Consider the following 12363-nt stretch of genomic DNA (forward strand, 5'->3'; position numbering starts at 1 on the left):
GGCATCCACTTCTCCACGGCGTAGAAGTCACCGATGAGAGCCCACACCTCGGCGGCGGGTCGGCGACCTCAAGGCCCTGCATCGCGCGCTGGTCGACGGGGACACGCCCGCTTGACCGGGCGCCGGCACGGTGGCCCACTCGGTGGCCGACTCGCGCTGAATTCTGCGCAGTCTGGCGAAAAATAGCCGTCGGGTGTTTTACGCAAGGGGGAATTGTGGGCCTCAACCATCCCAATTCTCTCCGGACGGAGGCATTTTCCGCTCACCTGATCACCAGTCGGACAGCCTGCCTTGTGAAAGCATCAGACAGCCAACGACACTGATGGTGCTTCAGGAGCGGATGGTGCCATGAAATGATCGGTGTACTCCACGGTATCCACTCTTGATTAACGCTTGGACATCGCATGAGGCAGACGCAAGGGAGTCCGGCAAGGGCCTCCGACACCGGTACGGACAACGAGGTCGAGTCCTGGGGCACCATGACCGGCGACGACCTCAAGGCCTGGGGCATGGACTCGCTCTACGAGGCCGCCGATGCGGAGACCGACGAGGAGCGCGCCCACCCGGGTGCCCCCGGCGCGGATGAGGCGCCGGTGACGGCCGCGGAGGACCACGGGCCTGTGGCGAGCGTTGCCGAAGAGGGTGTCGCTCCGGCAGCCGCGGAGCGGGCCGTCCCCGCCACGCCGGACAGTGAGGCCGAGGCGGCGCCGCAGCCGATGGAGGAGACCGCGGCCGGATCAGACAACCCTGCTCCTGGCCTCGTAGCCCCTGACGCCCCGCTTCTGCCGTCGGAGCAGCCGTCCCCCGTCGTCGCATCCGCGCACGGCGTGGAGTACGGCGTGGTCGCGGGGGCCGCGGGGGCCGCGGAGGAGACGACGGCCGCGGCAGAGGCACCGGAGCTCTCCGTCTCTGCTTCCAAGGAGATACGGCCGGACGGCCTCGCCGGGAGCGCTCCGGCCGCTGCTGTGGATGCGGAGGAGGCTCCGGCTGCCGCGATCGGTACCGAGGCGGCTACGGTCGCCATGGAGCGTAAGGCCCCCGTGATCGCCGCCGAGGCGGCTCCGGCCGCCGTGGAGGTTCAGGCCGCCGGGATCGGTGCCGAGGCCGCTCCGGCCGCCGAGGAACGTAAGGCCCCCGTGATCGCCGCCGAGGCGGCTCCGGCCGCCGGGATCGGTGCCGAGGCCGCTCCGGCCGCCGAGGAACGTAAGGCCCCCGTGATCGCCGCCGAGGCGGCTCCGGTCCCCGCGATCAGTACCGAAGCGGCCCCGGTCGCCTCGGTGCGTCAGGCCTCCGCGATCGGCACCCAGGCGGCTTCCGGCGCCGCTGACCGCGCCACGCGCAACATGCGCCGCTCCGGCAGGCCGCTGCTTGCGGCCGCGAGCGCCGCGGGAGTCCTCCTCGTCGGGGGTGGCCTGCTGTTGTTCGGCCGTGGCCCCGGGGACCAGAAGCAGCAGGCCGAGCACCACGACACCCCGGTACGCGCCGCACTCGGCACCGAGGACGCCGGCGCCGGGACCCCGGACGCCTCGGCCGGGACCACCGGCACGAGCGCTCTCACCTCCACGGGGACCGGCAAGCACCGAGGGCCCGCCGCGAAGAACGAGAAGCAGGCCGTGACGGCGTCCCCGAGCGCCGTGCCCCAGCAGCGGAAGACGCCCAAGCACGCCGTGCCCCGCAGCAGCGCGGTGCCCGTCCGGCACACGGTCACGAGCCCCAGGCACAGCGCCGACCCGCACGCGCACGCGACCACGGTGGTGATCCAGGCGACCCGTACCCTGTCCGCCGGGCAGTCGTGGTCCGCCACCCTCGCTCACCTGACGATGCAGGGTGACGGCAATCTGGTCATCTACGACGAGCAGGGACACGCCCGGTGGGCGTCGAACACCTTTGGAGCGGGCAACCACGCCGTCTTCCAGGCGGACGGCAACCTGGTCGTGTACAACAGCGCGAATCAGGCCGTGTGGTCGTCAGGCACCGAGGGACACAACGGCGCCGACCTGGTGCTGCAGAACGACGGCAACGTGGTCATCAGCCAGGGCGGTGCCGCGCTCTGGGCGTCCGGTACGCAGCACTGAGCGGTTTCGACGGTCCGGCACGGCGAGCCTGCTGCACGAGTGGGTTCGCCGCGCACCCGCGTCACCCGTGCTGTGTGGTGTGGCTTGCCTCACACAGGGCTGCGGAATGCGGGCTTCCTTGTTGCTGGTTCTTCTTATTCGACAGGCCGGAACCACAGTGCCTGGGGAACCACGCATCGATCGGGAGCAACCATGAAGCGACACGGAGCCGTTCAAGAGATTCCCTGCCTCCGCCGCGTCCGTGTCCCCGGCAGCGTTCTCGCCCCCCGTCCCTGTGCGCGGGTGCGCCCGAACGGCGCGCTGGGGACGCCGTCCACCGGCACAGCGGCTCCGCGCCCCGGAGCCGAGTGACCGTACCGTACCCGGCGTCGTAGGCGGGACGAGAAGGATTCGTCTACGCGGTACGCAGCGCGGGCACTCTTGGCGATCTTGGCCACCTCCTCGTCGATGACCGCCAGGTCGACCGTGACTTTGGTGACGTAGCACCCCCGTCGCGAGGACTGGAGGAACGCGCCGTCGATGACACCGAGGAGGTAGTCCTTGACGCGCCTCACCGGCGAGAGCCCGTTCTCCGCTATGAGTCGGGCGCGCCCCGAGCGACCGGCGCGGGCAACCCCATGTTCACCCCGCGAACCGAACCGGCGGGGCGCTGGACCCACCCGGCGACAGCGCGCCTCAACGGCGCATCCACCTGGTCAGGCAGTGCGCCCGTTGAGGGAGAGGGTGGCGCCGTCAGGTCAAGGTGCGTTGCGGAGAACCCGCGGCCCACGCTGCGATGTCCTCGACCGCGTCCCGGTAGAAGACCTCGTACAGATCCCGGCTCACATAGCCGGTGTGCGGGGTCACCACGGCGTTCTCCATGGAGCGCAGAGGGTGGTCGGCGGGCAGCGGTTCGCGGTCGAAGACGTCCAGTGCCGCCCCCGCGATCCTTTTCTCCCGGAGGGTGCCCAAGAGCGCGGTCTCGTCGATCACAGGCCCTCGTGATGTGTTGACCAGGATCGCCGTGGGCTTCATCAGGCGCAGTTCACGCGCGCCGACCAGCCCGCGCGTGCGCTCGCTGAGCACGACGTGAACGCTCAGCACATCCGAGCGAGCGAACAACTCGTCACGTGAGACGTACGTTACGCCCTTCGTCTGAGCGTCCTCCGGTGTGAGGTTCTGGCTCCACGCGATCGTCTCCATGCCGAAGACCCGGCCGATCTCCGCCACACGGGTACCCAGCCGACCCAGGCCGAGGACTCCCAGAGTGGCACCGTGCAGGCTGGTGCCCAGCCCCACCTGCCAGCCGCCGTTGCGCACGGACGCGACCTGCTGAGGAATCAGGCGCGTGGCGGAGAGAATCAGGCCCCACGTCAGTTCGACCGTCGGATACGAGAAGTACCCTGTGCCGCACACGGTGATCCCCAGCTGCCGGGCGGTGTCGACGTCGATCGCCGCGTTGCCGGGTCCGGTGGTGGCTCGCAGCCGCCCGACCTCGGCTTGAAGTGCCGTGAGCGGCGCGGGATGCCGCACATTGAGCGGATACCGGAAGACGCCTGCCTCCCAGCCCAGCCCGTTGAGCCGACCGACCACCGGCTCGGCCTCGTGCGGCGCGTGCTGCACATAGCCGCCCCCGGGCAACACGATGACATGCACATACATCCCGTCGTCCTCTTCCCATGACCGGGCACCTCCCTCCCGTCGACCATGACCATGTGATGCCGCTGCATCACATCGAGGGGTGAGACGGCCGATCACCAGACACACCGAACACCAACCTGGCAGACACTCACGGCGAACACCGCCGGTGAACCGCCCCGGCCACCCAGGAGTGCTCGGTTATGGTCTGGACACCACACACTTGGAGGCAACCACTTCAGCGAGGCTGCACGGCGCAGCGACACCTGTGAAACGGAGTTTGAACAACGTGGCGCCGTCGCCGGTTCTCCGCGGCACGTCGGCCGCCATCTCGGAGTCCCTCGCCGAACTGCGCCGCACACGACGAACCGGCCAAGGCGGAGTGGTCGTCATCGGTGGGGAGGCCGGCATCGGGAAGTCGGCGCTCCTCGCCGCGCTACGGCGTGAGGCCCGCCCGGCCGGCTTCCGGGCGACGTGGCTCAAGGCGCGCGCGGCAGACCGGCTCGCTCCCGGCTCGGCACTGCTTCTGACGCCGAGCTGTGGGCGAGTTCCCTTTCTGCCGAGCAGTCAACTGGATGTGGCCTTCGCCCTGGTGGACGAACCGATGGTGTTCATCGACCATATCGCCAAGCTGCTCGACGAGGCGGTTGGTGAGTCACCCGCCCTGATCGCCATCAACGACCTGCAATGGGTGGACCACCTGAGCCGCACGGATTCATTCCCGGGTGCAGCTGGCGAACGCACTGCGTGATCATTCGCCGTGAGGATTTCTCGCGAAATGACCCTTGAGGCGGTCGCAGTACCCCGGGACTGATGATCCGGGTACGTGGGCCGGCCGGTGCGGCGGCAAAAGAAAGGGCAAGGAGATCACCCACTCCCTGCCACTCTCAAGATATAGCGCACCGGGGGCCTTGCGGCAAGGCCCCGTTCGTGCTGCACAATCTCCGGCCGAAGCCAGTACCTGCGGAAACCACGGATTCGCCGGAGTGCGCGTGCCGCTGTATTTCGCGGGAGCGGACGGCCGAAATCCCCTCTCGTCGAACGGGCGTAGTGATGATTGATGTGATCGTGGTCGGCGGCGGACCGACCGGCTTGATGCTGGCCGCCGAGCTGCGGCTGCACGATGTGCACGTGGTCGTGCTGGAGAAACTGCCCGAGCCGACCGAGCAGTCCCGCGGACGCGGTCTGCACACCCGAAGCGTCGAGATGATGGACCAGCGCGGTCTGCTGGACCGGTTCCTCGCGGTCAGTGAGAAGTTCCGGGCCGGAGGGTTCTTCGGCGGTATCCACAAGCCGTGGCCGGAGCGGCTGGACACGGCGCACCCGTACGGCCTCAGCATCCCGCAGCCGGTCATCGAGCAACTCCTCAACGAGCGCGCCCTCGAACTCGGGGCCGAGATCCGGCGCGGCTGCGAAGTGGTGGCACTGAGCCAGGACGAGGACGGGGTGACCGTCGAGACGGCGGACGGTACGCACCTGCGCTCGCGCTACCTCGTCGGCTGCGACGGCGGCCGCAGCACGGTGCGCAAGCGGCTCGGCGTCGGTTTCCCCGGCGAACCCGCCAAGGTCGAGACGCTGCTGGGCGACATGGGGGTGACCGAGGATCCGGCGACGGTCGCCGCCGTCGTCGAGGAGGTCCGCAAGACCCAGTTGCGGTTCGGCGCCATCCCTCTCGAAGACGGCATGTACCGCATCGGCGTGCCCGCCGACGGCGTGGCCGAGGACCGCGCGGCCGCGCCGACCCTGGAGGAGTTCAGGAAGCAGCTGCGGACCTACGCGGGCACCGACTTCGGGATTCACTCGCCCCGCTGGCTGTCCCGGTTCGGCGACGCCACCCGGCAGGCCGAGCGCTATCGGGTCGGCCGGGTGCTGCTCGCCGGCGACGCGGCCCACATCCACCCGCCGACCGGCGGACAGGGGCTCAACCTGGGCGTGCAGGACGCGTTCAACCTCGGCTGGAAGCTGGCCGCCGCGGTCGACGGCTGGGCCCCGGAAGGTCTGCTGGACAGCTACCACACCGAGCGCCACCCGGTGGGCGCCCGCGTGCTGGACAACACCCGCGCGCAGATCACACTGCTGGGAACCGACCCGGGTGCGGTCGCGCTGCGGGAACTGCTCTCGCGGCTGATGGACTTCGAGGAGGTGAACCGGTACGTGACCGAGATGATCACGGCGGTCGGGGTCCGCTACGACTTTGGCGAGGGCCAAGAACTGCTCGGCCGGCGGATGCGGGACGTGAAACTCAAGCAGGGTCGTCTCTACGAGCTGATGCACGGCGGGCGTGGGCTGCTGCTCGACCAGACCGGCCGACTCTCGGTGCGGGGCTGGGCGGATCGGGTCGACCACGTCATCGACGTCAGCGGGGAACTGGAGGCGCCCGCAGTGCTGTTGCGGCCGGACGGCCACGTCGCGTGGGTCGGTGAGGATCAGCAGGAGCTGCTCGGTCGGCTTCCCACATGGTTCGGTGCGCCCGTCGACTGAGGACGTTTGGCACATCTGCGCTACGACGACGCAACCGACGACCGCGAAGCATGATGTCGTCACTGACCCACCGTCACAAGCCTGCTGATTTCCGGACGTATTGGCACACCGCACATCCGATACACTGCCCCAAAGGGAGGATGGCGATGTCCGTAGAGGCAAACGGCCGAGTGGGTTTGACCGACGCGTACGCCACGCGGGTCCGTGCGGACCTGGAGCGGGTGGACGCCGAGATCGTCGAAGTCCAGACCAGACTCAATGAGTTGGCCGTCGACCGGGCCCTGCTGAGCAAACTGTGGGAGAACATCTTCGGTGAGTCGGGGCCGATGTCTCCGGTCACCGAGCCCGGTCCGGCGGAGGCGCCGCGGTCTCCACTGCCCGAAAAGGCTTCCGTACCGAAGAACGGGAGCGGCGCCGGGGAGCGTCGCAGGCCCGGCGGACGGCGACGCGGCCCGCTGGTCAGGGATGTCGTGCTGGAACTCCTGCACAAAGCCACCGAACCCGTCTCCGTCCGTGACGTTCATGTCGCGCTCCAGAGCTCGCCCATCACCCCTCCGGGCAAGGTCGTGGTGAGGAATACCCTGGAGTCGCTGGTCGCCAAGGGTGTCGCGCGCAGGTGCCGTGACGGCCAGTCGGTCAGGTACGCGGTCGAGGAGCCCCAGGAACCGCGGACGGACTCCTGACACGTTCCCCCATGGGCACACCATGTGCCGTGCGGAGCGGATGTGTCCACGTTGATGTTGCCCGTTGGGGCACAGTGTCCCTTGCGGGACTCCGAGGGCTCTGCTTGTTGTGATCCTTGGCTACGATCGTGGTAGCCCGCAGAGGCCTTCCCCCGTGGCCTCTGCGGACCTCCGTCTGCCTGCGTTCTGATTCTCCAACTGCCTGAAGTGACGGATGATCGGCCCCAGCAATGCGGCATGTCCGCGATGCGCGGCCTTATCGACCTCGACGAGGTTGTCGAAGGTGGCCTCCTCGCGGGACGGGAACGCCACCACCTCGAGGCGCACGGCACCCGATGTCCGGGGCGAAGACGAACATCAGCATCGCGCCGAGCTCCACGAGGAGCGAGGTGACGAGGACGGGGCGGCGCCCGATGTGGTCGGACAGGGAGCCGGTGACGAGGAGGGCCGCGAGCAGGCCGAGGGAGTAGGAGGCGAAGGCAACCGTCAGTACCCAGGCGGGGAAGTGCCATTGCGGCGTGGGTGCGCCCGCTGCGAGGTAGAGCGCGGCGAAGACGGCGGCCGACCCGGCGAATGCCGCGCCGGAGGGGAGCAGTCTGCGGGCGCGGGTGGGTTCGAGGGCGGTGTGGCTGAAACTCCGGTCGGGACTTGATTGGGTGAGGGACACCGCAGAACCCCCCTAAGGCAAAGACGTGTGCGTTAGCAGCCCATAGAACTCTCGAAGGCTTAATGCCAACCACTGTGCGTTATAGTGGAGGCGTGGCTGATGAATCTCTTCCGCGGCGGCGCACCGGCGGCCGTAGTGCCGTGGTGCTGGCGTCCATCCGGAAGGCCGTCGAGGAGCTGATCGCCGAACGCGGCAGTGACGCGATCACCGTTCCGATGGTCGCGGAGCGCGCGGGAGTTAATCACTCCAGCATCTACCGGCGCTGGGGTGACGCACGGACCATGATCAATGACCTGGCGACCTACCGGCTGGACCCGGACCGCGGTCTTCCGGACACGGGAGACCTACGCGCCGATCTGGCGGCCTGGGGCCAGGAGATGGTGAGCCACTACAGCGTGCCGGTGAACGCGGCTCTGCTGCGGGGCGGGGCCGCGGCGGCCGGCGAGAGCGAGTCGGACTGCCTGCGCGACCGGCGGGCGGAAGCGGCCGGTTTCGCGGCCCGGCCGGGCAGCACCTGCACCGGCGACGATGTCATCGACCACCTGGTGGCCCCCATTATCTACCGGGCGATCTTCCTGCCCTGGACGCTGCCCGACGTGGACCCGCGCGTCTACGTCGACGAACTCTGCGACCGATCCGACCGATCCGGCTGACCCGCGCGGTCAGGCGGCCTGGTGCTGGAAGGCGCGGCGATACGCCGTGGGCGTGACGCCGACGGCCTCACGGAACCGCGCGCGCATGTTGGCGCCGCTGCCGAGGCCGCACCGGGTGGCGATCTGTTCCACCTGAAGATCGGTGGTCTCCAGGAGTTCTCGTGCACGGTTGACGCGGGCGGTCACGAGCCACTGGTGGGGGCTGACGCCTGTCTCCTGGCGCCACAGCCGGGTCAGGGTGCGGGGGGAGACGCCGGCATGACCGGCGAGCTCGGGAATGGTGAGGTCTTCCTCGAGACCGCGCAGCGCCCACTCGCGGGTGTCGGCGAGCGTGGTGGCCTGGGGGGCCGGAAGGCTCCTCGTGATGTATTGCGCCTGTCCGCCGTCACGGTGGGGAGCGGCGACGATGTCCCTGGCGATGTCGTTCGCGACGGCCGCCCCCAGGTCTTTGCGCACCAGGTACAGACACAGATCGATGCCGGCCGTGACGCCCGCGGAGGTCAGGATGGTGTCGTTGTCGATGTAGAGGACGTTGCGGTCGACACGTAGCTGTGGGTAGAGCGCTTCGAGGTCATCGGCAGTGGCCCAGTGGGTGGTGACGGTGCGGCCGTCGAGCAGTCCGGCCGCGGCGAGGGCGAAGGCGCCGGTGCAGATGGAGGCGATACGGATCCCGGCGCGACCGGCGAGCTTCAGAGCGGCCCGCACCCGGGGGTGTGGAGGGCGCCGGAAGTCGTCGAAGCCCGGGACGATGATCGTGTCCGCTTCCGCGAGCGCTTCGAGTCCCGCGGCCAGTCCGAGGGTGAAACCGGCGCTGGTGGTCACGGACTCCTCGGTGTCGCCGCACACGGTGAGCTCGTAGGGGGTGTTCGGGCGGGCGTTGAAGATCTGCGTGGGAATGCCGAGATCCATGGGTAGCACGCCGTCCACCGCCAGAACTGTGACGCGGTGCTTGTTCATGGCCGCAATATTACGGCCGTCGCACATTCCACGGGAGGGCCGACGGGCCGCCCTGGCCCCCGGTTCCGCGGCCGTCTCCGACAGGTTCCCTGGTCAGATGGCAGTTTTCTGCCGCGGGACAGCAATGGCTCGCCTGCACCAGCTTGGCCCGAAAAATACGCATGCTGGCATATGAGGCGTGGTCTCGCAGGCAGGTTCCGGAGAAGGATCGAAAGGCGAGCGAGGGGCAGCCGGCTCCACACACCGGTGGAGCGGTCCGAGCCCCGGCCGTGGACGAGGAACCGACAATGACTTCGCAGCATGTGGTGGGCCGTTTCTTCGACGTGCAGGGCGGCCGGTTGTACGCCCACGTCCGCGAGGGCGACGGCCCGGCGCTGGTCTTCCTGCACTACTGGGGAGGCTCACGCCGCACCTGGCTCCCGGTGCTGCGGCGGCTGGACCCCGAGCAGGCCTTCGTGGCCTACGACCAGCGCGGATGGGGCGACTCCACGAGCGTGCCGGGGCCCTACGACCTGGAGCAGCTCGCGGACGACGCACGGCGCGTCATCGAGGCGCTCGGCCACTCCCGCCATGTGCTCGTCGGGCACTCCATGGGCGGCAAGGTGGCGCAGATGCTGGCCGCACGCAGGCCCGAGGGCCTGGCCGGAGTCGTCCTGGTGGCGCCCGCGCCACCCGCACCGATCGGGGTGACCGAGCAGGTGCAGGAGACGGTGTCCCACGCCTATGACAACGAGGAGGCGGTTCTCCGGAGCATCGATCTGATGCTGAGCCACGGCGGGTTGACTTTCGAGCTGCGCCGGCAGGTCGTCGAGGACAGCCTGCGCGGCGGCGACCAGGCCCGCCTCACGTGGCCGCGCCACGGCCTGGTCCAGGACGTTTCGGACGGCGTCGGAGCCATCGAGGTGCCGGTGCTGGTTCTCGCGGGCAGCCACGACAAGGTCGACCCGCCGGCCGTGCTCGCCGACCACCTGCTGCCGCTGATCCCGACCGCCTCGCTGACCGTCCTGAAGGACACCGGCCACCTCTCGCCCTTGGAGGTGCCCGCCCAAGTGGCCGCGCACATCGCCGCGTTCGTCGCTCAGCTGTAGCCCCGTCACAGCACTCCAGCGGCACATCCCCCGTGGGCGGTCGGCCGTCGCTTTACATGCCGCACAGCCGCACCCCCCACACCCGGCACGCGTGAGTGTGCCGCCCGGCCATCGCACCGATCCGCCCCGGACCGGGCATCCGACGAAAGAGACACATCGTGACCACCGACGCACCCCTGTCCGTCTTCGAGCAGCTCGGCCTCCCCGACACGAGCCTCGCCCGGGACGCATGCGCGGCGGCCTTCCTCCGCGAGCGCGGTGCCGACGAACGGCGTATCGCCATCGCCTGGGACGCCATCGCCCTGCACACCTCGGACGGCATCGCCCCGCGGAAGGCCACGGAGGTGGCGCTGGCCGAGGCGGGCATCGGCACCGACATCCTCGGTGCCCGGCGCGAGAGCCTTCCGGCCGGGCTCGCCGCGAGGTGCACGCCCTGCTCCCGCGCCAGGACCTGGCCCACGCGCTCAGCGATGCCATCGCCACCCAGGCCAGGACCAAGCCCCACAAGGCGTCCCCGCTGACCTTCCCGGCGACCTGCTGCGCCGCCATCTGCCCTACGGCGCCCACCCCAGCTGGTACGACCTGCTCGCCGCGGCCGGCTGGGGCGACAAGCCCGTCGGCGTCACCGCCCGGCGCCCCGCCGAGACGCCCCAGCAGGTGGGGACGCTGTTCATGGAGTACCTGGAGGCCGGTGACATCAAGGGATTGGTGCCGCTCTACGAGCCGGACGCCCACTTCGTCCCCGCCCCCGGAACCCACCTGGTAGGCACCGAAGCCATCCGCGGGGCCCTGCAGCAGATGATCGACAGCAGCGTCCGCCTCAAGCTCGAACTGCGCGAGATCCGGCAGGTCGGCGATGTCGCCCTGGTGTCGAACAACGCCACCCTCACCGGCGCCGGACCGGAGCCGGTGGTCTCCACCACCACCGAGATCCTCCGACGCCGGCCGGACGGCGGCTGGGTCCACGTCGTGGACGCCCCGTTCTTCAGCTGACCGGCCCCGCCGCCGGCGGAGTACGACGTCCCCCGCACCGAGCACCCCGTCGTGGTCCGCCGCCCCGAGACCGGGCGCCAACTCCTGTTCGTCAACGGCCACTCAGCGTCCGGCGCCTGGGCAGCCCTCCGGCCCGTGCTGTGCCGGCCGACGGCTTCGTCGACGCCGTAGCGAAGGCGCGCTGAGTCACCCTCAGACCGAAGTACCTACGCCGAGATCCGCGGTGACCGCGGTGAGGACGGCGTCGGCGGACGGGTCGAGGAGGAAGAAGTGCCCGCCCGGGAAGAGCCGGAGGGAGCTTCCCCCGCCGGTGGTGGCCGACCAGCGTCGCAGGTCTGGCAGGGACACGTGGTCGTCCTCGCCGCCGAGGACGGAGACCGGGCAGTCCAGCGGCGGGCCGCCCGGCTCGGCGAAGGAGTCGTAGAGCGCGTAGTCGGCACGCAGCGGTGGCAGGATCAGGTCCAGCAGCATGCGATCGGCCAGGATCTCCTCGGGAGTACCGCCCATCTCCCGTAGCCCCTCGATCAGTTCGGCGTCGGTCCAGGTTCCCCGGCCCGGTTTGGCGGGGGTCGAACCGGGGCCCGCGCAGCCGCTGACCAGCAGACGGGCGGGGGCCGGGTCGCCGTGCCGGGCGGCGGCCTTCGCGACGCCGTACGCGAGCAGGCCGCCCAGGCTGTGTCCGAAGAGCGCGTACGAGCCGTTCAGGAACGGGCGCAGCGCGGTGTGCAGTTGTTCGACGGCATCCTGATAGTCCGTCAGGCAGGGGTCGTCCAGCCTTGTCTCGCGTCCCGGCAGATGCACCGCCAGGACCTCTATGTCCGTGGGCAGGGCGGTGGGCCAGTCACGGAACAGACTGGGGCCGCCGCCCGCGGGGTGGAAGCAGAGCAGGTGAAGGCGGGCGTTCGGACGGGCGGCGAGCGGACGCACCCAGGGAGTGGCGACGGGCATGAAGGGGCTTTCCGGTCGGGAGGGCGGTGAGGTGAGCGAGGGTCCGGAGACGGTGCGCCGCTGCTCCGGTTCATGCTCGCCGAACTCCCGCTGTACGGGTTGCAGGCCCGGGGACTTGACGGTTCAGGGTAGCTTTCCCGGTCCGTTCGGGAGATGGCGGCGGACTGTGTCGAGCAGATCAGGACCGTCCGGCCCGCGGGC

General features: G+C 69.8%; 12 protein-coding genes and 1 pseudogene. 9 read left to right on the top strand and 4 right to left on the bottom strand.

Features of this window, described 5'->3' with window-relative positions:
* The first annotated feature begins 404 nt into the window (after nucleotides 1-404).
* Nucleotides 405-2075 carry a hypothetical protein gene (locus ACFYX0_RS29345; protein WP_388974476.1) on the top strand — a complete coding sequence of 557 codons (1671 nt, stop codon included), beginning with the start codon at nucleotides 405-407 and terminating at the stop codon, nucleotides 2073-2075.
* A 732-nt stretch (nucleotides 2076-2807) separates the two neighbouring features.
* On the opposite strand, the gene ACFYX0_RS29350 is transcribed toward ACFYX0_RS29345, so the two are convergent.
* On the bottom strand, nucleotides 2808-3716 hold the full coding sequence (locus ACFYX0_RS29350) for a D-2-hydroxyacid dehydrogenase family protein (protein WP_388974478.1): 909 nt from the start codon (nucleotides 3714-3716) through the stop codon (nucleotides 2808-2810).
* A 265-nt stretch (nucleotides 3717-3981) separates the two neighbouring features.
* Between ACFYX0_RS29350 and ACFYX0_RS29355 the strand changes: the two genes are divergently transcribed.
* From ACFYX0_RS29355 to ACFYX0_RS29365, 3 genes are all read left to right on the top strand, one after another.
* A complete protein-coding gene (locus tag ACFYX0_RS29355) occupies nucleotides 3982-4443 on the top strand; it encodes an AAA family ATPase (RefSeq protein WP_388974514.1) in 462 nt (153 codons plus the stop codon).
* A 302-nt stretch (nucleotides 4444-4745) separates the two neighbouring features.
* Nucleotides 4746-6173: a rifampin monooxygenase gene (gene rox, locus ACFYX0_RS29360; protein ID WP_388974480.1), complete on the top strand. Its 1428-nt coding sequence runs from the start codon at nucleotides 4746-4748 to the stop codon at nucleotides 6171-6173.
* Nucleotides 6174-6319: 146 nt separating this feature from the next.
* Nucleotides 6320-6856, top strand: a complete 537-nt coding sequence (locus ACFYX0_RS29365) for a hypothetical protein (protein WP_388974482.1) — start codon at nucleotides 6320-6322, stop codon at nucleotides 6854-6856.
* A gap of 256 nt (nucleotides 6857-7112) precedes the next feature.
* Here ACFYX0_RS29365 and ACFYX0_RS29370 read toward each other — a convergent pair whose 3' ends face one another.
* Nucleotides 7113-7523, bottom strand: coding sequence for a hypothetical protein (locus ACFYX0_RS29370; protein ID WP_388974483.1), 411 nt, complete (start codon nucleotides 7521-7523; stop codon nucleotides 7113-7115).
* A gap of 92 nt (nucleotides 7524-7615) precedes the next feature.
* On the opposite strand from ACFYX0_RS29370, the gene ACFYX0_RS29375 reads away from it, so the two are divergent.
* Nucleotides 7616-8176: a TetR/AcrR family transcriptional regulator gene (locus tag ACFYX0_RS29375; protein WP_388974485.1), complete on the top strand. Its 561-nt coding sequence runs from the start codon at nucleotides 7616-7618 to the stop codon at nucleotides 8174-8176.
* A gap of 9 nt (nucleotides 8177-8185) precedes the next feature.
* On the opposite strand, the gene ACFYX0_RS29380 is transcribed toward ACFYX0_RS29375, so the two are convergent.
* The gene (locus ACFYX0_RS29380; RefSeq protein ID WP_388974487.1) at nucleotides 8186-9133 is read right to left on the bottom strand and encodes a GlxA family transcriptional regulator; all 948 of its coding nucleotides are present in this window, start codon (nucleotides 9131-9133) and stop codon (nucleotides 8186-8188) included.
* 287 nt (nucleotides 9134-9420) lie between these two features.
* On the opposite strand from ACFYX0_RS29380, the gene ACFYX0_RS29385 reads away from it, so the two are divergent.
* The 4 genes and pseudogenes from ACFYX0_RS29385 to ACFYX0_RS29400 form a co-directional block, all read left to right on the top strand.
* Nucleotides 9421-10221 carry an alpha/beta fold hydrolase gene (locus tag ACFYX0_RS29385; protein WP_388974489.1) on the top strand — a complete coding sequence of 267 codons (801 nt, stop codon included), beginning with the start codon at nucleotides 9421-9423 and terminating at the stop codon, nucleotides 10219-10221.
* Nucleotides 10222-10379: 158 nt separating this feature from the next.
* Complete coding sequence (locus tag ACFYX0_RS29390; RefSeq protein WP_388974491.1) at nucleotides 10380-10742, top strand: hypothetical protein; 363 nt, start codon at nucleotides 10380-10382, stop codon at nucleotides 10740-10742.
* Nucleotides 10743-10878: 136 nt separating this feature from the next.
* A complete protein-coding gene (locus ACFYX0_RS29395) occupies nucleotides 10879-11214 on the top strand; it encodes a YybH family protein (protein WP_388974493.1) in 336 nt (111 codons plus the stop codon).
* Nucleotides 11215-11223: 9 nt separating this feature from the next.
* Nucleotides 11224-11310, top strand: a pseudogene (locus ACFYX0_RS29400) (taurine dioxygenase); the annotation flags it as partial.
* Between the two features lie 96 nt (nucleotides 11311-11406).
* Here ACFYX0_RS29400 and ACFYX0_RS29405 read toward each other — a convergent pair.
* Nucleotides 11407-12162 (bottom strand): thioesterase II family protein, encoded by a 756-nt coding sequence (locus tag ACFYX0_RS29405; RefSeq protein WP_388974495.1) that lies wholly within the window; start codon nucleotides 12160-12162, stop codon nucleotides 11407-11409.
* Between the last annotated feature and the right edge of the window lie 201 nt (nucleotides 12163-12363).

This window comes from Streptomyces sp. NPDC002573 (assembly GCF_042889625.1).
GTDB lineage: Bacteria > Actinomycetota > Actinomycetes > Streptomycetales > Streptomycetaceae > Streptomyces > Streptomyces gibsoniae.